The sequence below is a fragment of the uncultured Phascolarctobacterium sp. genome (assembly GCF_937920985.1).
GTDB lineage: Bacteria > Bacillota > Negativicutes > Acidaminococcales > Acidaminococcaceae > Phascolarctobacterium_A.
Genome location: NZ_CALDXR010000047.1, coordinates 18,363 through 41,717, shown reverse-complemented (window position 1 = coordinate 41,717; position 23,355 = coordinate 18,363). Strand labels below are relative to the sequence as shown.

The 23,355-nt window shown below is 48.8% G+C and carries 22 protein-coding genes; 16 read left to right on the top strand and 6 right to left on the bottom strand.

The features are described from left to right. The first annotated feature begins 75 nt into the window (after nt 1-75). Nucleotides 76-504: a hypothetical protein gene (locus Q0612_RS08470; RefSeq protein ID WP_009145362.1), complete on the top strand. Its 429-nt coding sequence runs from the start codon at nt 76-78 to the stop codon at nt 502-504. Nucleotides 505-640: 136 nt separating this feature from the next. On the opposite strand, the gene Q0612_RS08465 is transcribed toward Q0612_RS08470, so the two are convergent. Next, the gene (locus Q0612_RS08465) at nt 641-847 is read right to left on the bottom strand and encodes a cold-shock protein (RefSeq protein ID WP_210685187.1); all 207 of its coding nucleotides are present in this window, start codon (nt 845-847) and stop codon (nt 641-643) included. A 125-nt stretch (nt 848-972) separates the two neighbouring features. After that, entirely contained in the window at nt 973-1,620 is a 648-nt protein-coding gene (locus tag Q0612_RS08460) for a YitT family protein (protein WP_298883372.1), read from the bottom strand. A gap of 195 nt (nt 1,621-1,815) precedes the next feature. On the opposite strand from Q0612_RS08460, the gene Q0612_RS08455 reads away from it, so the two are divergent. The 6 genes from Q0612_RS08455 (at nt 1,816) to pdxT (ending at nt 8,246) form a co-directional block, all read left to right on the top strand. Next, the gene (locus Q0612_RS08455; RefSeq protein ID WP_298883370.1) at nt 1,816-2,787 is read left to right on the top strand and encodes a YybS family protein; all 972 of its coding nucleotides are present in this window, start codon (nt 1,816-1,818) and stop codon (nt 2,785-2,787) included. Nucleotides 2,788-2,846: 59 nt separating this feature from the next. After that, nucleotides 2,847-4,895: a DHH family phosphoesterase gene (locus tag Q0612_RS08450; protein WP_298883368.1), complete on the top strand. Its 2,049-nt coding sequence runs from the start codon at nt 2,847-2,849 to the stop codon at nt 4,893-4,895. Continuing rightward, complete coding sequence (rplI, locus tag Q0612_RS08445) at nt 4,867-5,313, top strand: 50S ribosomal protein L9 (protein ID WP_298883367.1); 447 nt, start codon at nt 4,867-4,869, stop codon at nt 5,311-5,313. Before Q0612_RS08450 ends, rplI begins: the two co-directional genes overlap by 29 nt. A 328-nt stretch (nt 5,314-5,641) precedes the next feature. Continuing rightward, nucleotides 5,642-6,406: a sulfite exporter TauE/SafE family protein gene (locus tag Q0612_RS08440; RefSeq protein WP_298883363.1), complete on the top strand. Its 765-nt coding sequence runs from the start codon at nt 5,642-5,644 to the stop codon at nt 6,404-6,406. 392 nt (nt 6,407-6,798) lie between these two features. After that, nucleotides 6,799-7,671: a pyridoxal 5'-phosphate synthase lyase subunit PdxS gene (gene pdxS, locus Q0612_RS08435; RefSeq protein WP_298883360.1), complete on the top strand. Its 873-nt coding sequence runs from the start codon at nt 6,799-6,801 to the stop codon at nt 7,669-7,671. Beyond that, nucleotides 7,671-8,246, top strand: a complete 576-nt coding sequence (gene pdxT / locus Q0612_RS08430; RefSeq protein WP_298883355.1) for a pyridoxal 5'-phosphate synthase glutaminase subunit PdxT — start codon at nt 7,671-7,673, stop codon at nt 8,244-8,246. The genes pdxS and pdxT overlap by 1 nt, the downstream gene beginning before the upstream one ends. Here the strand turns inward: pdxT and Q0612_RS08425 are convergent, their stop codons facing one another. Continuing rightward, on the bottom strand, nt 8,247-9,662 hold the full coding sequence (locus tag Q0612_RS08425; RefSeq protein ID WP_298883351.1) for a PLP-dependent aminotransferase family protein: 1,416 nt from the start codon (nt 9,660-9,662) through the stop codon (nt 8,247-8,249). It abuts the gene before it with no gap. A 267-nt stretch (nt 9,663-9,929) separates the two neighbouring features. On the opposite strand from Q0612_RS08425, the gene Q0612_RS08420 reads away from it, so the two are divergent. Next, a complete protein-coding gene (locus Q0612_RS08420) occupies nt 9,930-11,396 on the top strand; it encodes a bifunctional UDP-sugar hydrolase/5'-nucleotidase (RefSeq protein WP_298883348.1) in 1,467 nt (488 codons plus the stop codon). An 88-nt stretch (nt 11,397-11,484) separates the two neighbouring features. Here the strand turns inward: Q0612_RS08420 and Q0612_RS08415 are convergent, their stop codons facing one another. From Q0612_RS08415 to gluQRS, 3 genes are all read right to left on the bottom strand, one after another. Then, nucleotides 11,485-12,342 (bottom strand): patatin family protein, encoded by an 858-nt coding sequence (locus tag Q0612_RS08415; protein WP_298883345.1) that lies wholly within the window; start codon nt 12,340-12,342, stop codon nt 11,485-11,487. A gap of 208 nt (nt 12,343-12,550) precedes the next feature. Continuing rightward, the gene (locus Q0612_RS08410) at nt 12,551-12,769 is read right to left on the bottom strand and encodes a hypothetical protein (protein ID WP_293391733.1); all 219 of its coding nucleotides are present in this window, start codon (nt 12,767-12,769) and stop codon (nt 12,551-12,553) included. A 53-nt stretch (nt 12,770-12,822) separates the two neighbouring features. Then, a complete protein-coding gene (gene gluQRS, locus Q0612_RS08405; protein ID WP_298883342.1) occupies nt 12,823-13,779 on the bottom strand; it encodes a tRNA glutamyl-Q(34) synthetase GluQRS in 957 nt (318 codons plus the stop codon). A gap of 211 nt (nt 13,780-13,990) precedes the next feature. Between gluQRS and Q0612_RS08400 the strand changes: the two genes are divergently transcribed. The 8 genes from Q0612_RS08400 (at nt 13,991) to bioB (ending at nt 23,024) form a co-directional block, all read left to right on the top strand. Further along, a complete protein-coding gene (locus Q0612_RS08400) occupies nt 13,991-14,551 on the top strand; it encodes a hypothetical protein (RefSeq protein WP_298883340.1) in 561 nt (186 codons plus the stop codon). Between the two features lie 124 nt (nt 14,552-14,675). Further along, nucleotides 14,676-15,314 (top strand): tRNA (guanosine(46)-N7)-methyltransferase TrmB, encoded by a 639-nt coding sequence (gene trmB, locus Q0612_RS08395; RefSeq protein WP_298883337.1) that lies wholly within the window; start codon nt 14,676-14,678, stop codon nt 15,312-15,314. Nucleotides 15,315-15,327: 13 nt separating this feature from the next. Then, complete coding sequence (locus tag Q0612_RS08390; protein WP_298883334.1) at nt 15,328-16,524, top strand: FtsW/RodA/SpoVE family cell cycle protein; 1,197 nt, start codon at nt 15,328-15,330, stop codon at nt 16,522-16,524. Then, nucleotides 16,521-18,554, top strand: coding sequence for a penicillin-binding transpeptidase domain-containing protein (locus Q0612_RS08385; RefSeq protein WP_298883331.1), 2,034 nt, complete (start codon nt 16,521-16,523; stop codon nt 18,552-18,554). Before Q0612_RS08390 ends, Q0612_RS08385 begins: the two co-directional genes overlap by 4 nt. Before the next feature lie 115 nt (nt 18,555-18,669). Beyond that, nucleotides 18,670-20,340 (top strand): formate--tetrahydrofolate ligase, encoded by a 1,671-nt coding sequence (locus Q0612_RS08380; protein ID WP_298883328.1) that lies wholly within the window; start codon nt 18,670-18,672, stop codon nt 20,338-20,340. 115 nt (nt 20,341-20,455) lie between these two features. Then, entirely contained in the window at nt 20,456-21,286 is an 831-nt protein-coding gene (locus tag Q0612_RS08375) for a bifunctional 5,10-methylenetetrahydrofolate dehydrogenase/5,10-methenyltetrahydrofolate cyclohydrolase (protein ID WP_298883325.1), read from the top strand. 38 nt (nt 21,287-21,324) lie between these two features. After that, on the top strand, nt 21,325-21,750 hold the full coding sequence (locus Q0612_RS08370; protein ID WP_298883320.1) for a VanZ family protein: 426 nt from the start codon (nt 21,325-21,327) through the stop codon (nt 21,748-21,750). Nucleotides 21,751-22,004: 254 nt separating this feature from the next. Then, on the top strand, nt 22,005-23,024 hold the full coding sequence (gene bioB, locus Q0612_RS08365; protein ID WP_293806487.1) for a biotin synthase BioB: 1,020 nt from the start codon (nt 22,005-22,007) through the stop codon (nt 23,022-23,024). The last annotated feature ends 331 nt before the right edge of the window (nt 23,025-23,355 follow it).

Sequence of the window (23,355 nt, the reverse complement as noted above, 5' to 3'; positions counted from 1 at the left end):
GTAATTTCACAGAATGCTTGCAAGGCTTTTGATGCTGCTTGTCGAATATAATAAGTATTCGAGGAGGTATGCGTTATGAGAAATAAAAAATGGATTGCGGCAGCACTTGTGTGCGGCTTTGTGTTAGGTAACAGTATGCCTGCAGCGCAGGCTGGTATTTTGGATAAGGTTCTCAAGGGCGGCGTTATCGGTTATGCTGTAGATGCTACCGCTCCGGCGTTGAATAATGCAATTAACTCTGTAACGGCCAAGTATGGTGTAAGCTCGACGGATGCTACGAAGGTAGTACCTGTTATTTCTGTTGGTGACGGCAGCCGTGCCGGTGCGGCGCAGGTTTCCGGCCCGCAGTCTAAGGTTGATCAGGTGAAGGCAGCGCTGATGATTGAGCAGACGTTGTTGGGTGTGCGCTGCAAGGTGCTGATTCCGGTAGATAATGTGTCCTATCAAAATGTTAACCGTGTACAGGGCGTGGGCGTGAGTGCTTCGCTGGACGTAAAGCTTTAAGAAGAGTGAATTTGGCATAAAAAGTTGCTGGGACATAACTCAGCCTTAAATAGAAAAACCGGTGGAAACTTACCTAACGGTAAACTTCCACCGGTTTTTTAGTACATAAAGCACATAACAAGCTTTTCTGTTAGGCTTAAATAATCGGCGACACGTTCAATGCCATCGGGCCGTGTTTACCGCGTGACAGATGATAGGAAACACGCTGGCCCTCCTGCAGACAGCGATAGCCGTCGGAACGGATGGCTGAAAAATGCACGAAAACCTCCTGACCGTTGCGTGCTTCTATAAATCCATAGCCTTTGTTATTATTAAACCATTTTACTGTACCAATACTGAGCATAATTAAGCACCTTCTTTGACAAATATTATACTAACAGCTGTTGTAATGGATTATAACATACAATCTTGCAGAAAACAAGAAAAATTCAGAAAATTAAAACGAAATAATTAGAGTAAAAAAAAATCTTACTCTAAGATGCTCCATTTGTCGAAAATATGTAGCTTGTTGCTGTAAAGCTGTATCCAGCGGCCGACGAGGATGGCTGCGGCAATCGTGCCTACGCCTACGCCGCGCATAGCACCGAAGTGCATAAAGGAAATTGCCAGGCTGATAGCAACGAGTGTGCAGTCGAAGCAGTTCTTGATGATGCTGAATTTAATTTTGCTGACGAAGGCGATAACCAGGACGATACCCTCACCGGCGGCAACAAAAATTTTAGCGCGGATGCAGAGAAAAACGCCGAAGGCAAGGATGATGGTGCTAAGGATGCAGTCAAACCATTGCCAAAACAAGGTGTCCGGTTTTACCCAGCTCAACAGGTTCATCGAAAAATCTATGCAGTAGCCGAAGGCGAGCAGTGTTACCAGCTGGCCCAACAGCTCACGCCAGTAAATTTGCCGCAGCAGGATTGGCTGGGCAATAATAAAAAGCAGATTCAGGACAATAGTTATTTCACCGATGCTCCAGGGTGTAAACATACTCAGAACCCATGGTACACTGGAAATGGGTGAGGTGCCTAAATCAGCTTTACAGGAAAGAGCGATGCCGATGGTCATGGTAAAGATGCCGACGAGAAACATACAGCAGCGCTGCGGAAAATATTGCTTGTGCAAGCTAAGAACCCCTTTGAAAAAATAAAAGACGCCTATGTACGGCAGTTATTGTTGTACAAGAACGTATATATATTATACCATTTTTGTATGAAATGCACAATACGGCTTGCCAGCGGGTGCAAAGCCTTTGCTTTTCAGCTGTTGATGTAGTACAATAATATATTGAAGAAATATATCCATGAAGGAGGATAACCTGTGATTCGTAAAACATCTGCCATGGTTGAGGCTGGTATTTTAGCTGCCGTTGCCATCGTTATGGCTTTAATAAGTATGTATGTGCCTGTGCTGGGTGCTTTCGTTAATTTCGTCTGGCCGCTGCCTATAGTTATCTGCGGCTGCCGTCATGGCTTGAAATGGAGCATTATGACGCTGTTGGTTGCTACAGTGATTATCGCGATGATTATCAGTCCGATTAATGCCTTTTTCCTGGCGGCGATTTTCGGCCTTTTGGGCTTGATTTTAGGCGAGTGCATGCGACGTCATCTGCCGCCGATGAAAATGATGCTTTATGGCAGTGTTGGCGCAATAATTGCGCTGATTCTGAATATCGTGCTGAGCTTCTGGGTACTGGGCATTGACCCGATTGAGATGATGTTCAGCTCCTTCTACCAAAGTCTGGAGCAGCTGACAGTTTATTGTCGCGAGCATGGTATGAGCGAGGCCGATATCAAAAAGACTGTCGACGGTTATGCTGAAATGCTGCGTATGATGCGCATTATTATGCCGGGTGCTTTTCTGATGTGTGCGCCTTTGATGGCCTTTGTAAACTACATGGCTGCCAAAAAGATTTTGACGAAGCTGGGCGAAAGCTTTGAAGCCTTTCCTCCGTTTACAATGCTGCAGGTTCCCGGTTGGATTTTGTGGCCCTATGCTGCTTCTCTGTTTGCAGTAACCTATTATTATCAGCATGACCAGGCCAGCTGGATGTATACGGTTTCTGTCAATGTGCAGACTGTCTGCAGCTTTGTGCTGGTTTTGCAGGGCATCGTGCTGCTGTACTGGTTTGTCGAAACTAAGCATAAGCCGCGTTGGTGGGCTAATATCGGTATAGCATTGCTCTTTATAGTGCCTATCTTTACCCAGATTATGGTTTATGTAGGTGCCTTTGATATTGTTATGGACTTCAGGAAAATCCGTCCTGCAAGCAGATTCAGAAAACAAAGGTAAAGTTCGGCAGCTGTGCCGGATTTGAGGTGAAAATAATGTTCAGTAGGTTTAACCGGAATATGAATTCCAAAGCGGATACTAATATTTATTTGCTGATAATTGTGCTGCTGGCAATATTAGTCTGCTATCTGCAGCCAAAGCTGATTATCCCGGCGCTGATTATTTTTGGTATTATCTACTATTTCAGCCGCCAGAACCTTATCAACAGGGAAATCTTCTTCAGCAGTTATCTGGATAATATTATCCGCAATATTGAACGTACCAACCATTTTGCGGTGCGCAAGCTGGATGTAGGTATTGCTGTTTTTTCTAAGGATGGCAAGCTGCAATGGAAAAATGAATTATTTGCCTCCTGGACCGGAAAAAGCAATCTGGAGGGAAAAAAGCCGGAGGAGATTCTGCCGTTGGCGCAGAATGCCTTTGAGCTGATGCGCGTGCGTGATGGGGAGCATGTTATCCAATTTGAGAATCACTATTACCGTATGCGCTATTACAGTGTAGAGACGCAGGAGCATCATAACAAAAAGGAAGATACCTCCAGCGGTCTGATGCTGTTTTTAACAGATGTTACAGATTATGAGCTGCTGCGTCAGAAATGCAGCAATGATAAGCTGTGCCTGGCCTATGTGCGCTTTGACAACTATGAAGAGGTTATGCGCGGGCTGAGTGAAACCAATATGGCCAATTTGAATGGCGAAATCAACGAGCTGCTGACGAAGTGGGCTGCCTCCAAGCAGGGCTTTATATGCCGCATGAATAAGGAAAGCAGCTTGATGGGCTTTTACCAATCTGCCGTTATGGATATGATGGAAGATAAGTTCATGATTCTTGATAAGGTGCGCGAAATCCGCAGCGGCAATAAAATACCGCCGACTGTAAGTATAGGTGTAGCCTGCGACGGTGTTACGCTGGAGGAGCTTATCGGCAATGCCAATAAGAGCCTGTATCTGGCATTAGGCCGCGGCGGTGACCAGGCTGTTGTTATGAAGGATAAGAATACGCAGTTCTTTGGCGGCACGAGCAGTGTTGGTGCAAAAAGCACGCGTGTACGTGCGCGTATTGTGGCACAGACGATTCATGAGCAGATGCTGCAGGCTGACCGTATCTTTGTTATGGGACATGTCAATGAGGATTATGATGCCATCGGCGCTACTATTGGTATGGCTAAGCTGGGCTTGTCGCTGGGCAAGGAAACCTATATTGTCAGCAGCGAGCATAACGCTTATTATAAGCGTATTACCGAGGTGCTGGATAATGAGAATATCATTCTTTCAGCTAACGAAACAAAGTATATAGATATTATGCGGAGCGGTGCCGATGCTTTGCCGTTGGTTACCAATAAGAGCCTTTTGGTTATCGTCGACCATCACCGCGAGGTGCTTTCGGCCAGCAAGGCTGTGCTGCAGGCAGCCAAGAACCGCATTATTATTGACCATCATCGTCGTGCCGAGGATATTATCGGTGATACAACACTGCTGTATCTGGAGCCTTCCAGCTCGTCTACCAGTGAGCTGGTAACGGAGCTGATTGGTTATTTTGATGACAGACTGGATATTACTCCGGCGGAGGCAACTGCCTTGTATGCAGGCATTGTCCTGGATACGAAAAACTTCAATGTGCAGACAGGCGAGCGTACCTTTGAGGCTGCCGCTCTGCTGCGCCGCTGCGGTGCCAACCCGAATCTGATACGCCAGCTGTTTAAGGATGATTTGAGCTTTGTACAGCAGAAGGCTAAGCTGATAGCCGGAGCTAAAATGCCGATACCCGGTTTATCCATTGCAATTATGCGTAATGCAGATAATGATACTATGTCTTCCGTGCTTGCCGCGCAGACAGCGGATACTCTGATTACTATTGAGAGTGTAGCTGTAGGCATGGCAATTGTTGAATATAAAGATGGTTCCCTGAGCATAAGTGCCCGCAGTGACGGCAGCGTCAATGTGCAGGTAATTATGGAAGAGCTGGGCGGCGGCGGTCATCAGACGGTGGCCGGTGTGCAGCTGGCAAATAAACGTGCCAGGGATGTAGAAGCGCAGATTATCGCGCTGACTAAAAAACAGTTAGAGGAGTGTCGAACAGATGAAAGTAATTCTTTTACAAGATGTTAAAAGCTTAGGCAAGAAAGGTGAAATCGTAGAAACCGCCGAAGGTTATGGCCGCAACTACCTGCTGCCGCGTAAATTGGCTAAGGAAGCTACCGCTGCTAACCTTAACCAGGCTAAACAGGACCAGGCAACCGCTAAGCATCGTGCAGCTCAGGCTAAGGATGAGGCTGTTGTTTTGGGCGCACAGGTAGAAAAGGTTGTAGTAACCATGAAGGTACGCGTGGGTGAAAACGGTAAAATGTTTGGCTCCGTAACCTCCAAGGACGTTGCCGAAGCTTTGATTAATCAAACCGGTCTGAACATTGACCGTCGTAAAATCGAGCTGAAATCCGCAGTTAAAGGCTTAGGCGAATACACCGCTGTTGCTAAGCTGCATACCGATGTAACTGCTAACTTCAAGGTTATGGTAGTTGCCGAATAATTTCAGAACGAAGCTGATGCATGTGGCAGTCGCCGGTGGCGGCTGCCGCTTTTTCTTGTGAGCCCTGTTACCTTCCACTCTTGACGGCTGCAAGAGCATGATGCTGCCCTGGCTGGCGGTAGCTGGGAAAAATTAACTTTTCCTAAGTAATTTATATCACAGGTACTTCCTTTTTTGATAATTTAGGTGTAAAATATTTGCTGTTCCGCAATTGTTTTTGAATACTTGCGGAATATATGAGAATACAGGTCAAAAGATGATTTTGACCGACGAGAGATTAAAAAAAACTAAGCTAATCTGCAATGAGAATTATGAGAGAATGAGAGGGATGCAGATGGAAGTAGCAGGCTTTTTTGCCTTAGGTATTTTAGTTGGCTTATTGGGGGCGCTTTTAGGCATTGGCGGCGGTATGGTGATTGTACCGCTTCTGGTGTTTGCTTGGGATTATGAGCCGCAGCTGGCCATTGGTACTTCGGTGCTGGTGGTACTGATGAATGCTGTTTCGGGGACCTGGGGTTATATCAGGCAGAAGAAGGTTTGCGTAGATGCGGCCTTGAAATTTGCCGTGGCTACCATTCCCGGTGCATTTTTAGGCAGCTATGCTGCAGAATATCTGCAGGGCAGGCTTTTTTATCTGGTGTTTGGTGCTTTCTTTGTGCTGGCAGCGATAAATATGTATCGCAAGGCCAGTAAGAATGCGGCGGGTAAGACGGCCGGTGAGGTGCCGGAAGTCTATAACTGGAAGCTGGGCGTTCTTTGCAGCGTCGGTGTGGGCTTTTTAGCCAGCATTTTGGGCATAGGCGGCGGTATCGTCCACGTTCCCTTTATGGTTTATGTACTGAATTTCCCGGTGCACGTGGCCATTGCTACTTCTACCTGCATTTTGGCAGTTTCCTCGCTTGCAGGCTTAGTTTCGCATGCTATGCTGGGGCATATTGTGTGGGCCAGCGGCTTAGCGATTGGTGCGGGTGCCTTTGTCGGTGCTCAGGGCGGTGTAGCCTTGGCGCAAAGGCTGCAGTCCGGCATTTTGATGAAGCTGGCGAGCGTACTGGTGCTGATTACCGGCATTAAATTTTTGATGAATGCTCTATAAAGTGCAGTACGTTTATAATTAAATATAGTGCAGTAATTAGAGTTCAGTTTTGCATGAAAATGTGAGGTCAGATGCAAAAGTAATGACATCCGGAAGTTGTAAAATGCTATTGCCGTTGTTATGAAGAAGGCAGATATGTAAATGCAGTATTGAGCTTGCTGAAGATACGCAAAAGCAGTCGCCATCATCGTTGATGATAGAGCGACTGCTTTTTTGCTGTCTGCGGCAACGCTTCAGGCGTTGCTTAGCATTATGTTTGTGTAAGCTGTGAAAAAACCTATATTAAAACTGAACATAGTAAATTGATGATAAATGAATATACTAATAAGCTCAGATGTAGGTATAATACTACACATAACCTATTATTTGCATATATATTGGAGGTATTCACAATGAACGAACGTTATAAATTAAATGCACAGCTGGCACAGATGTTAAAGGGCGGCGTAATTATGGATGTTACGACACCGGAACAGGCACGTATTGCGGAGGCAGCAGGTGCCTGCGCTGTTATGGCGTTGGAAAAGATTCCTGCTGATATCCGTGCGGCAGGCGGCGTAGCACGCATGAGCGACCCGAAGCTGATTAAGGAAATTCAAAACGCAGTTTCTATTCCTGTTATGGCAAAGGTGCGCATCGGTCATTTCGTAGAAGCGCAGATTCTGGAGGCTCTGGAGATTGACTATATCGACGAGAGCGAAGTGCTTTCTTCGGCTGATGATGTTTACCATATCGATAAAACTAAGTTTAACGTACCGTTTGTCTGCGGTGCCAAGGATTTGGGCGAAGCATTGCGCCGTATTAACGAGGGTGCATCCATGATCCGTACCAAAGGCGAGCCCGGTACCGGTGACGTTGTACAGGCAGTACGTCATATGCGCAAAATGAATCAGCAAATTGCGCAAATCGCTGCGATGGAAGAAAACGAACTGTTCAACGCTGCCAAAGAGCTGCAGGTACCGTATGATCTGGTGGTTTATGTACACGAGCATAAACGTTTGCCGGTAGTAAATTTTGCGGCAGGCGGTGTAGCAACTCCGGCGGATGCAGCACTGATGATGCAGCTGGGTGCCGAGGGCATATTCGTAGGCTCCGGTATTTTCAAATCCGGCGACCCGGCAAAGCGTGCGCAGGCTATTGTTAAAGCAGTAACCAACTTCAACGATGCCAAGATGCTGGCAGAGCTGTCCGAGGATTTGGGCGAAGCTATGGTAGGCATCAACGAGCAGGAAATTCAGCTGCTGATGGCGGAGCGTGGTAAATAATGAGAATCGGCGTTTTAGCACTGCAGGGTGCATTTATTGAGCACGTGCAGGCCTTGCGTCAGCTGGGTGCGGAAGCTGTAGAGCTGCGTCAGCTGCCGGATTTGGAGCAGCCCCTGGACGGCATTGTCCTGCCGGGCGGCGAAAGTACGGTACAGGGCAAGCTGCTGCATGAGCTTGGTATGTTTGTACCGCTGCAGAAAAAAATAGCGCAGGGCTTGCCGGTACTGGCAACCTGCGCAGGTATGATTCTGTTGGCGAAAAAGCTGACAAACGACAGCAAGGTGCACTTGGCAACCATGCCGATTACTGTTAAGCGTAATGCCTACGGCAGGCAGCTGGGCAGCTTTTTTACCGAGGCAGAATTCAGTAAGCTGGGCAAGGTACCGATGACCTTCATCCGTGCGCCGTATATTGACAGCGTGGGTGACGATGTAGAGGTGCTTGCTGCCGTAGATGAGCATATTGTGGCGGCACAGTACGGCAAGCAGCTGGCGCTGGCCTTTCACCCGGAGCTAGACGTAGCAAAAAGCACGGCCATCCACGAATATTTTGTCAGCCTGTGCGCTGCGAAATAATTACAGCTTCAGATAAGGCTTCAGCACGGTAAACAGTGTGTCTAAGGCCGGATACAGCTTATCATCCGCCAGACCGGTGTAATTCATCAGCAGGGTGTGCGAGCTGTCACCGACCTTTTCGTGATAATAGTCCGAAAGAAATTTAATCTGAATGCCCTTGGCGGCTGCAGCTTGCACAAGCTGGGAATCCTTGGCGTCGGTAGCAAGATGCAGCAGAAAATGCAGACCGCTGTCCTCGCCTTCTACCGTAAGTGCGGGAGCAGCGTCGGACTGCGTCAGATACTGCAGCAGACGGTCACGCTTGCTGCGGTAGTAGGTGCGCATGCGGTTGATGTGGCGTTCAAAGTAACCGTCCTCGATAAATTTAGCGAGTGTAAACTGCTCAAAATTAGATACAGTACAGGAATAAAAGCCCAGCTTGTCATAAAACAGCGATGCCAGGTGCGGTGGCAGCAGCATGTAGCTGATACGGAAGGTTGGTGCCAGCGTTTTGGAGAAGGTATTGATATAGATAACCTTTTCCTCGGTATCAATGCTTTGCAATGGCGGAATAGGCTTGCCGAACAGGCGGAATTCGCAGTCGTAATCATCTTCGATGATATAACGGCTGCTTTTTTTTGCTGCCCAGTGCAGTAATTCGTAGCGACGGCTGACTGGCATGACGATACCTGTCGGGAATTGGTGCGAAGGGCTGATATGCAGAATATCGGCACCGCTGTTTTCCAGAACGTCGGCGCGGATGCCCTGGGCATCCATCGGCAGATAACGGCAGAAAACATCGTTGGCCTGATAAGCTGCTGCCAGCTGTGGATAGCCGGGATTTTCCAACGCATAAACGTGGCTACGTCCCAAAAGCTGCACGATGAGGTTATACAGCGTCTGTGTGCCTGCGCCGATGATAATCTGCTCGGGGGTAATGTTCAGGCCGCGGAACTGGTAAAGATGACGGGCGAGCGCCTGACGCAGCGGCAAAACGCCGCCGGCGCTGGTGTCGCTGATGAGGGCGTGCTCGTCCGCTGTAGTGAGCGTGTTGCGCAAAAGGCGCGCCCAGATGTTATAGGGAAAGGTGTCCGGCGGAACGCTGTTTTTGGCGAAGCTGACGCTTTGCGCCGTTGCTTGTGTTTTGAGTGACGGCAGCGCCTGGCGGTCTGCTTTTTGCGGCAGAGGCTGCTGCTCAATGCGCGCTACGTAATAACCGCGCTTGGGCTGCGAATAGATATAGCCTTCGACAACGAGCTGGGCGTAGGCATTTTCTACGGTGATGAGGCTGATGCCTAAATTTTTGGCCAGCATGCGCTTGGAGGGCAACTTTTCTTCGGCATGCAGGATGCCGTTGGTGATATCATTTTTGATGCATTTGTAAAGATGAGCGTACATGCTCTCTCCCTGTAAGTCGGCAAAGCTGTAGGTTAGCATAGCAGAAAATCCTTTCTGACAGAAAAGCCCAAGAATAATTTTTGACTATAATGAAATTCAGTATATTGGATAAATTGATAAGTTCAGATGAAAATATCATACTATGTATCGGCCGAAAAGTAAAGCAGGCAGAAAAATAGTGCCAAATAAGGCAAAAAAACAACCTATCCTACCCGAAAAACGCCTTTGGGGTAGGGGCAAATTACCGGGATTACCTTATAATAGAATTACACAAAATACAATAGCTGCAGGAAGCGAGGTGTAACCATGAAAAATTTAAAGAAACTGACACTCTTACATTCCAATGACCTGCATGGTGATTTTCTGGCTGAAAGAATTGATAATAAGCTTGTCGGCGGCGTATCCATGCTTTCCGGCTACATCAATAAGGTAAGAGCAGAAGAAGAGAATGTTATCTACTGCATCGCCGGAGATATGTTCCGTGGCTCCGTAATTGATGCGGAATACAAGGGCGTATCGACCATTGAGATTATGAATCTGCTGGGACCGGACGTTGTGACCATCGGCAATCATGAGGTAGATTACGGTCTGTCGCATCTGCTATTCATCGAAAAATGCGCTAATTTCCCGATTATCAATGCGAACTTTCACATCCGCACGAATAATAAGCGTCTTTTCCAGCCGTTTTATATCGCGCATATCGATGGTATGAAGATTCTCTTCATCGGCATAATTACCGAGGACGTACTGGCGCAGACGAAGATGGATAAGGTAATCGGTTCCTTTGTAGATATCTGCGAGGCGGCAGAGGAAATCGGCCGTATTTGTAATACCTACAATCCAATCGATATCGATTTTACGATTATTCTTACGCATATCGGCTTTGAAGAGGATAAAAAGCTGGCAGCAATGCTTGATCCCGCTTGGGGTGTTGACGTTATTATCGGCGGTCATTCGCATACCTTTTTGGAGCATCCGGTAAAGGTTAATGATATTCTTATTGTACAGGCCGGAACAGGCACGGACCAGATCGGTCGTTTTGATATCATGGTAGATACCGACCTGAATGCGGTGGATACCTACACCTGGTCGACTGTGCCTATTGATGAACCCCATTGCCCACGTGATGAGAGTCTGGAAAACTTCATTATGCATTACAAGGATTTGACAGATAAAAAGTACGGCAGACTGGTTACCCGCTTTGCCCGCAAGCTGGAGCATCCTTCCCGAATACAGGAAACTCCTCTTGGCAGCTTGGTAGCGGATGCGCTGCAGGAGAGCCTGGGCATCGATGTTATGCTGATGGGTTCCGGTGCTATCCGCAGCTATAATCTGGGACCGGTAGTGCTTTACAGCGACTTTACCGAATGCTTCCCCTATGATGAAGCTGTGTATATGCTGCCGGTTACCGGCGAACAGCTGACGCGTATGATTAAGCGCTTCCTGCGCGAGGAGGCTTTTACCGGCGAGCATACGGAATTTTACCAACTGTCGCAGGGAATGCACGTGGTTTGGAGCCGCAGTGGCCAGTGCTTCAAGGAGCTGACGTTGGATGGCAAGCCCTTGGGAGCACAGCAGATTTACAAGATTGGTCTGTGCAAATATCACTACAGCAGCCTGAAGCCGTTTTTGGATATTACGCTGGAGGAGGCCGAAGCCAACGGCAGAGTACGCGTGCTGGCGACTTCGTATCGCGATGTGATTGAGGAATACTTTATGACGCATCAGCATCTCAAACGTGAGCTTGAGGGACGTCTGATTATTGAGGAATAATTGTATAAAAGCATCAGGCAGACGTAAAAAGGACCGTCACGGCAAGTGGCGGTCCTTGATGCTTTGGGTAATAATTTGCGCTGTGATTTCAGTGGAAAGCTTCCAGCTCCTTGATTCTATCGATTACAGCAAGTCCGCAGCCGATGCCGTGGTCATGCAGTGCCAGCAGCTTGTGCGGCTTGATATCGAATTTATCAATTGTGAGCGGAATCTGCGGGCGGATGATGACAGCCTTGCCCTCACGCGCCATTTTTTCGACAGCCTCCAGCTGCTCGTTGTAGAGCTTAGGACGTTGCTCCATGATATCCCACAGCTTAGGATATTTTTTGTACACTGATTTGAGCAGGAACTTGGGCACGCCCTTTTTCTTGCGGTAGCCTTCGTTGCGTGTGAGCACAACAATCAGCTTTTCATAGCCTGCGTCGAGCGCTCTATGGTAGGGAATGGGTGCGAGCAGTGCACCGTCGAGCAGCGCACGACCTTCATGCTTGACGACAGGGGCAACGAAAGGCATGGAGGAAGAAGCGCGCACAGGAATAAAGTCCTGACCCAATGCCTTTTGGTCATACCAGACACTTTCGCCGTTGACGATATCGGTAGCGGCTACCTGCAGTACGCCAGGATAGGCGCGGTAGGCAGCGTAGTCAAAGGGCAGCAGCTGCTTGGGAAGCTCATTGAAGATAAAGTCAAAGCCGAAGATACTGCCGCTTTTAATCCAGTTGCGCACGCTGAAGTAGCGCTTATCGGTGACGTAGTGCTCGATAATCTGTCGTGTGCGCAGCGGTTGGGCAGACATATATGATAAGATATTGCAGGCTCCGGCAGAAACGGCGGTGATGTAGGGAAAGGTTAGCTGATGCGCTAAAAAGGCTTCAAACACACCGGCGGAAAACATTCCCCGCATACCGCCGCCTTCCAGAACGAGAGCTGTTTTTTGTAAATGCATAGTAGATTCCTCCTAATTGCTATTATACACTAGCAATTTAGATATACCAATAGCAGAGCGAAGCGCAAATGTAAAATATCGGTGAGCAAAGCGTTTAGGCTCCGTCCGTATAATAATGCAGTCACAATGTTGCAAGACGGCAAAACGACCTGTTGAAGTCTATTCCGAGAACTAAACTTCAGCAGGTCGTTTAATATAACGCCTTAGCTTATCTGTACTTATTAGTGTGTTTCTTTTTGGTGTGCTGTTCGCGGTAGTCTGCCTGCACCTGATATACCTGATAGATATACAGAGCGCACAGGGGAATAGCGACAATCAGGCCTAACCAGCGGTTGTTGAAGAAGTAGCTGCCGGCCATGCCGCCGAGCAAGCTGATGATAAGTACAATCAGCATATTAACCTTGATTTTCATTAAAAATTTTTTCATTATATATTCCTCCCAGGTTTTATAATCAGTATAATGTGTTATTGCCTGCGCAATCAAAGCAACTGCGGTACAACGATATTGTCATGGGGAACCGCTTCCGGACGGAAAAGCGGCAGCAGCTCTGCGGCGGTAAGCGGCTCCGGCTTAGGCAGTTGCCCGGCAAGATAGGCCAGGAGGCCGATAATAGGCTCGGGACTGCCGAAGTGCTGCCTGAGGGCTGCGATTTCCAGATCACCGTCGCGCTTGGAAAGCCTGCGTCCCGCGGCATCTGTCAGCAGCGGAATGTGGCAGAAGGACGGCGGCGTAAGGTTCAGCAGGCGGTAAAGATAAAGTTGCACCGGTGTGGAGCTGAGCAAATCACAACCACGCACTACCTGATTTACGCCCATGAGCGCATCGTCAATGACTACAGCTAACTGGTAGGCGTAGACGCCGTCGCTGCGGCGCAGGATAAAGTCACCGCATTCGTGCGCTAGGTTGGCCTGTTGCCTGCCGTAGTGCATATCCGTAAAGGCGATAAGCTCGTCAGCAACCTTAATGCGCCAGGCGGGATGGCGCTGCTGCATTTTGGCGCTGCGCTGTGCTGCCGTCAGCTCGCGGCAGGTTCCGGCGTAAATAATACGTCCGTCGCTGGCGTGAGGTGCTTCGGCGGCGTGCAGCTCGCTGCGGCTGCAAAAGCAGGGATAGACAAGCTCCTGCTGCTGTAAAAGGTCAAAGTAGTGAGCATAGATATCGCTGCGGCGGCTTTGGAAAAAGCTGTCGCTATCGGCGCTGCAGTACGCACCCTCGTCCCAGGTGAGGCCCAGCCATTCCAGCTCGCGTGCCAATGCGTCAGCCTTAGCGCGCGAGCAGCGCTGCGGGTCCAGGTCTTCGATGCGCAAAACTATTTTGCCGCCGCTGCTTTTGGCATAGAGCCAGGCCAGCAGACTGCAGAAAACGTTGCCTAAATGCAAAAAGCCGCTGGGCGTAGGCGCAAAGCGTCCTACGACAGGCGCAGTAGCTGCTGCCATTTTATCTCACCACCTCGACGTAATATCAATATATACTATAATATTTTACCATAAACTCTCCTGCTTTGCTAAGGAGATTAGTACAGCGACGGAAAAAGTTTGCTATAGCCAGTGATTTCACGATAAACTCACTGTTTTGCCTACCTGCTTTGCTGTATAATGTAATTATAAAAAGTATGCTGGTTATAAGCTTAAGGAATGGAGTGTAAAAATGACAGAACGCTTAGATGAGCATAAAATGAAATATGCTGTTGATACGGATAAGGAGGCAGAGGATATCTGCCGTTGGGCTGCTGCCCGCGCCGGTGTGATTGTAGTTGCTCCGGTAGTAGGTACGATGACACTGATGGCTAACGAGGTTTATATGATTACCCGCCTGGCCAAGCTGCGCGGTGTCAAGCTTTCCGAAAGTGCCGTGCTGGGGCTTTTGGGTTCACTGGGCGGTGCCTTTGTAGGGCAGACGCTGGCGACGCTGATTCCCTTTGCGCCGGTGCAGATTCCTGTAGGTATGTCGGTGACGTATGCTGTGGGCAAGGTGGCGAATGCCTGGCTGGCAGCAGGCTGCCCGGAGGATTTGTCGGCCTTTAAAACAACATATGAGGAGGCACGCATCGAAGGCATCAAAATGCTGGGCGAGCTGAAGAATATGGCCTGTAAGGATAAGCCGCTGGGCGATGAAAGCCGTCGCTTTGAGGTGGATGACGATTCGCCGGCAAATAAAAAGGTCGACGATTTGCTGCGTAAGGTAAAGGGCGTGTTGAAGAAGGACTGAGACACCTGCTTATGCCGGTAGTGTAATTATTATGCTGCCGGCTTTTTTATAATTCTTTTCCCAAGTTAAGGGGATTTGTTGTATAATATATACTTGAGAAAATATTTTTATGTGAGGTCTGACTATGCGCTTAAGAAAAAAACCATGGATTGAAGAAGCTATGAAGGAAGTGCAGGGAGAATACGTTTTCCTGCATGATATTGATAAGTTCAAGGGACATTGGCAGGAGATGTTTCCGGGCAAACGTCTGTGTCTGGAAATTGGCTGTGGCAAGGGACGCTTTACTATTGGTATGGCAGAGCTGTATCCGGATAAGGCCTTTATCGGCATTGAAACACAGCATGATATTGCCTATTTCCCTGCGAAGGCTGCCAAGGATAAGGAGCTGACGAATGTAAAAATCATTTGCGCTAACGCTGAAAACCTGCTGGGCTGGTTCGAGCCGGGCGAAATCAAGGAGCTGTACCTGAACTTCAGTGACCCTTGGCCGAAGGCACGTCATGCTAAGCGCCGTCTGACGCACCGCAACTTCCTGGCGCTGTATAAGCAGCTTTTGGGCGAGGGTGGTCACCTGCGCTTTAAAACAGATAACCGCGCTTTGTTTGATTTTTCCGTAGAGGAATTCAAGGAGTTTGGCCTGCAGATTATTGCTTTGAGCTATGACCTGCATCATTCTGAATATGAGAATCCTGTACAGACAGAATATGAGCAGAAATTCAGTGCGCTGGGAACGCCAATCAATTTCTGCGAGGTAGTTTTTTAAGTAAGGCTTTGCCATGAAGAAGAGATTTTTGTTATGGGACAATCCCTGCATTGCTGTTTATGCACTTGTGGGAGTTTTGCTGCTGGTGGGTGGCATAAATGTGTTCAGTGCCAGCTTTGTGAAGGCACAAGGGATGTTTGGTGACGGTCTTTATTTTCTGCTTTTGTATTATGTCTATGCGTTGCTTGGCATAGTAGCAATTGCTATTATCCGCTATTTTGGCTACAAATTTTGGTTGAATAAAAAATTGCTTTACTTGGCTTTGGCTGTTGTATTGGGCATGCTGATAGCAGTTGAGTTTGTGGGAGAGGTCAATAATGGCGCTGCCCGATGGCTCAAAATCGGTCCGCTTAAGCTTCAGCCATCGGAAATAGCCAAGCCTTTGCTGATAATGATAGCTGCGAAGTATCTGGGCAATGTGATGAAGCGGGATGAAAGATTAAGCCAGTGCCTTGGCGATTGTCTGAAGGTAATTATCCCGACGCTGGTTATTGGCTATCTTGTTTATAGGCAGCCTGATATGGGAACGGCGGCAATTATCGTGGCTCTGGTCATGGGATTGTTTGTTGTTGCTGGTCTGCCTATGCTTTGGGTAACCAGTATGGGTATCTTAGGTGTCGTGGGAGGCGGCATTCTGGCTTTTTCTTCGGAGTATCGTGCGCACCGTTTCATGGTATGGCTTGACCCCTGGCTTGACGCTCAGGGCAGGGGTTATCAGACGATACAGTCGCTGAAGGCCATTGGCAGTGGCGGTCTTACAGGTACCGGCTGGGGACATGGTGCAGCTAAGTTTGCTTTCCTGCCGGAGTCACATACGGACTTTGCCTTTGCTATTTTTTGTCAGGAAAATGGCTTAATCGGTGCTATGCTGTTGCTTCTTGTATTTTGTCTTTTGTGTGCTGCCTTTTGTAAGATTGCCTTCCATACACGTGATAAGGTTGGTTTTTTGCTGGCTGTCGGTGTTACCTTTTTAATTATCGGTCAGGCAGTTTCCAATATGGCCATGGTTTGCGGTTTGCTGCCGGTTATCGGCGTACCGCTTACCTTTATCAGCTATGGTGGTACATCAATGGTAATTTCTATGGCAGCAATTGGCCTGCTGTTGTCAGTTTATGATGAGGAAGAACGTCTGCAGAAGCTGGAGGCCGAGCCGCCGGAAAAACGCCGCAGTGATTTGCGCGTTGTGCATAGCGGGAGGTGGCAGCGGTGAAGCGTTTTTCTTTATTGGATGCGCAAAAACGTTTTGTTAGCCTGTGTTTATTGATGGGATTGTTAGTGTTCCTTGTATTTTTGCGACTTGTCTGGCTGCAGGTGGTAGATGCCGCAAAGTACAAGGAAATGAGCAAATACCAGATGACATTAGATTATGAGCGCGGCACTCCGCGCGGACGCATTATGGACCGCGATGGAGAGGAGCTGGCCGTGAGCATTATGACGGGCTCGCTTTATGCGGACCCCGAGAAGATGGTTGACAGCGAGAACAGAATAAAAGAGCATGGGCCGCGTGATGCACGTCGCCTGTGTGCTAATCTGCTGGCGCCGGTGCTGAAGCGGGATCCCGAAAAGCTTTATAAGGACTTTTGTGGCGGCGGTAATTATCTTTGGCTGAAGCGTTATATGGATCCCAAGGAAGTGGCGCAAATCCAGAAAATTATTGACGATAATGATTTGCCTGGCCTGCATTTTGAGCAGGAAAGCAAGCGCTACTATACTAAAAAACGGGCAGCGGCACAGGTTATCGGCTATGTTGGTACAGATGATAAGGGACTGGCCGGTATTGAACACGCATATGATGACCTGCTTAAAGGTAAGAAAACGCTTTATTCATGTCTCATGGATGCTAACGGCAAGCGGCTGGTAGGACTGCTGTTTAATGAGCCTGCGCATGATTTGCAGCGTAAGCAGGAGCAGCTGCCGACAATCTATTTGACCTTGGACAGCAAAATCCAGTATGTGCTGGAGGATGCTATGGATGATGCTATGAAGCGCACCAAGGCTCAGGGAGCAGCGGCAATCATCATGGATCCGTATACCGGCGAAATCCTTGGTATGGTCAGCCGTCCGACATTTGATCCAAATAATTTTGGCAAATATAGTGCTGATAGCTGGAAGAACCGTGCTGTTTCGCTGGTTTATGAGCCTGGCTCGGTCTTTAAGCCGATTGTAGGCTGCATGGGCCTGACGGAGGGTATTATTACGCCAGATACACTAATTCAGGACAACGGTCATATCAAGATTGCTGACCGCACTATTTATAACTGGGACGGCGAGGGCCTGGGCACGGTGCCCTTTTCTACGGTTATCAAGTTTTCGATTAATACCGGTATGGTACAGCTTGGCATGCAGCTGGGAGCGGAAAAGCTTACGAGCTATGCGAAAAAGTTCGGCTTTGGCTCGCCCACCGGCATCGAGCTTCCCGGTGATGAAAACGGCATCCTGTATAATCCCAAGAATATGTACGAACCTGATATTGCTACCATGGCCATTGGCCAGGGCATTGGTGTGACACCGCTGCAGGAGCTGCGCGCGATTTGCGCTATTGCCAACGGTGGCGAGCTGCTGCAGCCCTATATCGTCAAAAAAATAGTGGCTGCTGACGGAACCGTTATCAAGGAGGGCAAGAAGACGGTGGTGCGCAATGTCATTACCGAGCAGGTTGCTCGCCAGATGCGCGAGATGATGGAAATGGTAGTCAGCGAGGGTGGCGGTAAGACTGCTTCCATTAAGGGTTACCGCATTGCCGGCAAGACTGGTACGGCCGAAAAGCGGGCTGAGAGCGGCATTGGTTACGCTGCCGGTCAGTACATTGCTTCCTTCGTAGGCTTTGTGCCTGCTGATAAACCGCGCTATGCGATGATCGTTATGCTGGATACACCGAAGGGTGCCTTCTACGGCTCGCAGGTCAGCGCGCCTATCTTCCGCGATACGCTGCAGCAGATTCTGGTAGCGAAGGGCATTCAGCCTGTCTACAGTAAGGGCTTACCTTCGTTTGAGGAGTTGAATACTGTCAGCCAGAAGGCTGATAACAAGCCGAAGCAGCTGCCGGTGCTGCAAAGAATGCCGGACGGCAAAATCAAGCTGCCGGATTTCAAAGGCTTGGATATGCGTAATACTGTCGACCTGCTGGAGCCGTATAAGCTGCGGCTGAAGCCTTATGGTAGCGGCCATGCGTGGCAGCAGAAGCCGCCACCTGGTAGCGAGGTGCTTGAAAACACTACGGTAGAAGTGTGGTTTAACTAAAAATTTTTGTATTATTTTACTTCCCCGGGCAGGAGAAAAGCTGCTCGGGGAAGAACTATATATGATACTTTGTTTTCAATGTAGTTTTTACGCAATGAAATAGGAGGAGATAAACATGTTATCCGATATTGAAATTGCCCAACAGGCAAAAATGCAGAAAATTACTGATGTTGCTGCCAAATTAGGCATCAGCGAGGACGATATTGAATTATATGGTAAATATAAAGCAAAGCTGTCCTACGATTTAATCCGTCGTGTGAAAGATAAAAAAGACGGTAAGCTGATTCTGGTTACTGCTATTACCCCGACACCGGCTGGCGAAGGCAAGTCCACTACTACCGTAGGTCTGGCACAGGGCCTGTCTAAGCTCGGCAAAAAGGTTATCGTAGCTCTGCGCGAGCCTTCCCTCGGCCCATGCATGGGCATTAAGGGCGGCGCTGCAGGTGGCGGCTATTCCCAGGTTGTGCCGATGGAGGATATCAACCTGCACTTTACCGGTGACTTCCATGCTATCACCTCCGCACATATGCTGCTGGCAGCAATGCTCGACAACCATATCCAACAGGGAAACGCTCTGAACATTGACCCGCGCCGTATTGCGTGGAAGCGTGTTGTAGATATGAACGACCGCGAGCTGCGCAACATCGTAGTAGGCCTGGGCGGCAAGGCTCACGGTGTACCGCGTCAGGACGGCTTTGACATCACCGTTGCTTCCGAGGTTATGGCTATTCTTTGCCTGGCAAGAAGCCTGCACGACCTCAAGGAGCGTCTGGCAAAAATTATCGTTGCTTATGATTACAACGGTAAACCTGTTACTGCAGGCCAGATTAAGGCTCAGGGCGCAATGGCAGCTCTGCTGAAGGACGCCGTTAAGCCGAACCTGGTACAGACTCTGGAAAACGTACCGGCAATCATCCACGGCGGTCCGTTTGCTAATATTGCCCATGGCTGCAACAGCGTTATGGCAACTCAGACCGGCATGAAGCTGGCTGATTACACTATCACCGAGGCAGGCTTCGGCGCTGACCTGGGTGCAGAAAAATTCTTCGATATCAAATGCCGTTATGCTGGCCTGAAGCCGGACGCAACTGTTATCGTTGCTACCGTGCGTGCACTGAAGATGCATGGTGGTGTACCGAAGACCGAGCTGAAGACTCCGAACGTAGAGGCTGTTAAAAAAGGTCTGGTAAATCTGGAGAAGCATATCGAAAACGTTAAAAAATTCGGTGTTCCCTGCGTAGTTGCTATCAACATCTTCGCTCAGGATACCGCAGAAGAGCTGGAGGCAGTACGCGAGCACTGTGTTAAGCACGGCGTTAATGTAGCACTGTCCGACGTATTCGCTAAGGGCGGCGAGGGCGGCATCGACCTTGCTAAGGAAGTAATTGCCCTGGCAGACAGCGGCGAGAGCAAATTCGCACCGATTTATCCGCTGGAGATGAGCCTGAAGGGTAAGATTGAAACCATCGCTAAGGAAATTTATGGCGCTGACGGCGTTAACTATACTAAGGAAGCAGATAAGGCTCTCAAGGAATTTGAAGAGCTTGGTTATGGCAATCTGCCTATCTGCATGGCTAAAACCCAATATTCCTTCTCCGATGATCCGGCACTTCTGGGCCGTCCGAGCGGCTTTAAGATTACTATCCGCAACTGCCGCATTGCAGCAGGCGCCGGCTTTATCGTAGTTCTGACCGGTGATGTTATGACTATGCCCGGTCTGCCTAAGGTTCCGGCAGCAGAGAAAATTGATGTTACGGATGATGGTGTTATCAGCGGTCTCTTCTAAAAAAGTCTGACGGATAAAGCGCCATCCTTTAAGGAAATCGGAGGATAAAGCGCCATCTGCGTTCCTGTTTTGCTATCTATAATAAATCAACTATGCTTTTTGAGGTGAATTTACTATGGAAACTGTTTTAATGAGGGGTAAGCCTGTTGCTGATGTTTACCGTGAGGCTATTGCCAAAAAGATTGCTGTTGCCAAGCAGCACGACCTGGTAGTAACCCTGGCTATTTTGGTTGTGGGTGATGATCCAGCATCTCACGTATATAAGGACAGGCTGGTCAAATTAATTGAAAGTCTGGGCGGTGCTGCTAAGGTTATCACCTGCCCTGCCGATACTCCGGAGGAGGAGGTTATCAGCATCATCAAAAAGCTGAACCGTAACCGTTACGTTACCGGTATTATGCCGATGATGCCGATGCCGAAGCATATCAACAGCGATAACGTGGGCGCAGCAGTTTCCCCGAACAAGGACGTGGACTGCCTGAATCCGCAGAATATCGGTGATGTGTTCATGGGACGCAGCCGTTTTGCTGCCTGCACGCCGCGTGCCTGCATGGCAACTTTGGCGCACTATGGCATTGAGCTGGAGGGCAAGAACGTTGTTGTTATCGGCCGCAGTAATGTTGTAGGCAAGCCGGTAAGCGTACTGCTGCTGCAGAAAAACGCTACCGTTACCATCTGCCATTCGCGTACACGCAATCTGCCGGAGATTTTAAAGCAGGCTGATGTTATTGTAGCTGCAGTGGGCAAGGCCTGCTTTGTGAAGCCGGAAATGGTTAAAGAGGGCGTTGTGATTGTAGACGTAGGCATCAACGCTGTAGACGGCAAGCTGGTGGGCGACGTTGATCCTGCTGTTGCTGAAAAGGCGAGTGCATTTACACCTGTGCCGGGCGGTATAGGTGTTGTCAGCAATATGATGGTAATGGAGTGCCTGACGCGTCATATCTGATTTTGGCTGCAGACACATTAAGTGAGTGATGGAGCTATATGAAGTATTTTTGGTTTTTACTGGCTGCCTGTTTGGTGGGCATAATCTTTTATAATTCGTCGCTGCCTCTGCGGCAGTCATCCCAGCTTAGCGGCTGGGTGACGGCGCTGACGCAGCTTTTGGCGCAGCACCTGGATATCCAGCTGACGGGTGATGTGGAGCATCATATCCGCAAGCTGGCGCATTTTTGCGAATTTGCGCTGCTGGGGTTTTTGCTGTGCCACAGCTTCAGTGCTCTGGGCGTGTCGAATCGCACAGCAACCGGCTATATCCTGTTTTTGGCTTTGTTCGCGGCGGTGCTGGACGAATATATCCAAAGCTTTTCGCCGGGACGTGCCTGCAGGGTGACGGATGTGCTGCTGGATTTCAGCGGTGTGTTCTGCGCCTGGCTGGAATACCGCATCTGGCAGTGGTGCCGAAGATAATTAAACATGGAAGGCTGCAGCTTGGCGCCGACAGGCGCTGGGCTGCGGCTTTTTGCTGTTTCAGCGTATTGGTGCAGAGAAAATAAATGCTTTTGCAGACATTTTGCCGCTTCTCCTGCTTGCACTCATCGTTATCCTGTGCTATAATTTTGGTTAACAGATGGTGCACGTTAAAAACGTCAAGGTTAACGTACCACTTATTTTTTTACAGTATAAGCCTACCGATTAAATAGGTTACAAAAGGAGAAGAGAATATGAACCCGCAAGCATTAGCACAAGAAATTATTGATGGCAGAAGATTGACACGTCAGGACGATTTAAAGGCATTTCTGACCTGCGATTTGCAGGCCTTATGTGAAGGCGCAGATAAAATCCGCAAGCATTTTGTCGGCGAGCGCGTGGATTTGTGCTCCATCATCAACGGACGCAGCGGCCGCTGTCCGGAAAACTGCAAATTCTGTGCGCAGTCCGCACATAACCATACCGATTGCGAGGTTTACAGCTTCCTGCCGGAGGAGGATATCGTGAAGCTGGCGCGTCTGAACCAGGAGGAGGGCGTGCACCGCTTTTCCATTGTAACCGCAGGCAAGGCGCTGACCGGCGAAGAGTTCGACAAGGCGATTCATGCGTATGAAACCATGCACCGTGATTTGAAGATTGATTTGTGCGCTTCCATGGGCTTCCTTTCCCGTGAGCAGCTGCATCGTTTGCATGAGGCAGGTGTCACCAGCTATCATCATAATATCGAAACCTCTAAGCGCAACTTCCCCAACATCTGCACTACGCATACCTACGATATGAAAATCAACACGCTGAAGATGGTTAAGGAGGAGGGCATGTGCGCCTGCTCCGGCGGTATTATCGGCATGGGCGAAACCTGGGAGGACCGTCTTGATATGGCTATCAGCCTTGCAGAGCTTGGCATTGATTCTATTCCGCTGAATGCGCTGATGCCGATTCCCGGTACGCCGTTGGAGCATCTGCCGCGTCTGAGCGAGGCTGATATCCTGCGTACTGTGGCCTTCTTCCGTTATATCAATCCTTTGGCTAATATCCGCTTGGGTGCAGGCCGTGCACTGCTGACCAATGATGGTGAAACAGCGTTTAAGGCTGGCGCCTCCGCAACTATTACCGGCAATATGCTGACTACTGTGGCCTGCGCTACGATTCGCAGCGACAGAAAGATGCTGAATCATATGGGACGTGACATTAAGCCGGAATATATGACGGATGAAGAAGCTGCTGCTATTGATGCCAGAGCGGAACAGGCATGATTATAGCTTAAAATGAATTTTGCTGCCTGCGGACGGACGAGGTCCTTTTGCAGGCAGCTTTTGTTTTTAGTTGGGTGCAGAGAATTTTGTATAAGAAAATAACTCTTTCTGTAATAACAAAATCAGAAGCCTAACCTCCTTCTCACTTTGTCCTCATCGTTACCTAATGCAATATTTTAGTCAACAATAGTAACGCAACAAGCATATATATACATAAATACCTAATTAGCCGCCTGCAGAGGAAACTCCTATATCCGCAGGCGGCTTTTTGACGTGTGCACTTGTAGAGATGTGCCTGGTGTTATATAATAAAATATGTATACATGAAATA

What these genes read in the sequence shown, in the direction of transcription:
- Q0612_RS08420 (WP_298883348.1), top strand. Translation starts at nt 9,930, where the DNA reads ATGAAAAATTTAAAGAAACTGACACTCTTACATTCCAATGACCTGCAT.
- Q0612_RS08410 (WP_293391733.1), bottom strand. Translation starts at nt 12,769, where the DNA reads ATGAAAAAATTTTTAATGAAAATCAAGGTTAATATGCTGATTGTACTT.
- Q0612_RS08415 (WP_298883345.1), bottom strand. Translation starts at nt 12,342, where the DNA reads ATGCATTTACAAAAAACAGCTCTCGTTCTGGAAGGCGGCGGTATGCGG.
- gluQRS (WP_298883342.1), bottom strand. Translation starts at nt 13,779, where the DNA reads ATGGCAGCAGCTACTGCGCCTGTCGTAGGACGCTTTGCGCCTACGCCC.
- trmB (WP_298883337.1), top strand. Translation starts at nt 14,676, where the DNA reads ATGCGCTTAAGAAAAAAACCATGGATTGAAGAAGCTATGAAGGAAGTG.
- Q0612_RS08400 (WP_298883340.1), top strand. Translation starts at nt 13,991, where the DNA reads ATGACAGAACGCTTAGATGAGCATAAAATGAAATATGCTGTTGATACG.
- Q0612_RS08465 (WP_210685187.1), bottom strand. Translation starts at nt 847, where the DNA reads ATGCTCAGTATTGGTACAGTAAAATGGTTTAATAATAACAAAGGCTAT.
- rplI (WP_298883367.1), top strand. Translation starts at nt 4,867, where the DNA reads ATGAAAGTAATTCTTTTACAAGATGTTAAAAGCTTAGGCAAGAAAGGT.
- Q0612_RS08390 (WP_298883334.1), top strand. Translation starts at nt 15,328, where the DNA reads ATGAAGAAGAGATTTTTGTTATGGGACAATCCCTGCATTGCTGTTTAT.
- pdxT (WP_298883355.1), top strand. Translation starts at nt 7,671, where the DNA reads ATGAGAATCGGCGTTTTAGCACTGCAGGGTGCATTTATTGAGCACGTG.
- Q0612_RS08470 (WP_009145362.1), top strand. Translation starts at nt 76, where the DNA reads ATGAGAAATAAAAAATGGATTGCGGCAGCACTTGTGTGCGGCTTTGTG.
- Q0612_RS08450 (WP_298883368.1), top strand. Translation starts at nt 2,847, where the DNA reads ATGAATTCCAAAGCGGATACTAATATTTATTTGCTGATAATTGTGCTG.
- Q0612_RS08440 (WP_298883363.1), top strand. Translation starts at nt 5,642, where the DNA reads ATGCAGATGGAAGTAGCAGGCTTTTTTGCCTTAGGTATTTTAGTTGGC.
- Q0612_RS08370 (WP_298883320.1), top strand. Translation starts at nt 21,325, where the DNA reads ATGAAGTATTTTTGGTTTTTACTGGCTGCCTGTTTGGTGGGCATAATC.
- Q0612_RS08375 (WP_298883325.1), top strand. Translation starts at nt 20,456, where the DNA reads ATGGAAACTGTTTTAATGAGGGGTAAGCCTGTTGCTGATGTTTACCGT.
- Q0612_RS08380 (WP_298883328.1), top strand. Translation starts at nt 18,670, where the DNA reads ATGTTATCCGATATTGAAATTGCCCAACAGGCAAAAATGCAGAAAATT.
- pdxS (WP_298883360.1), top strand. Translation starts at nt 6,799, where the DNA reads ATGAACGAACGTTATAAATTAAATGCACAGCTGGCACAGATGTTAAAG.
- Q0612_RS08425 (WP_298883351.1), bottom strand. Translation starts at nt 9,662, where the DNA reads ATGCTAACCTACAGCTTTGCCGACTTACAGGGAGAGAGCATGTACGCT.
- bioB (WP_293806487.1), top strand. Translation starts at nt 22,005, where the DNA reads ATGAACCCGCAAGCATTAGCACAAGAAATTATTGATGGCAGAAGATTG.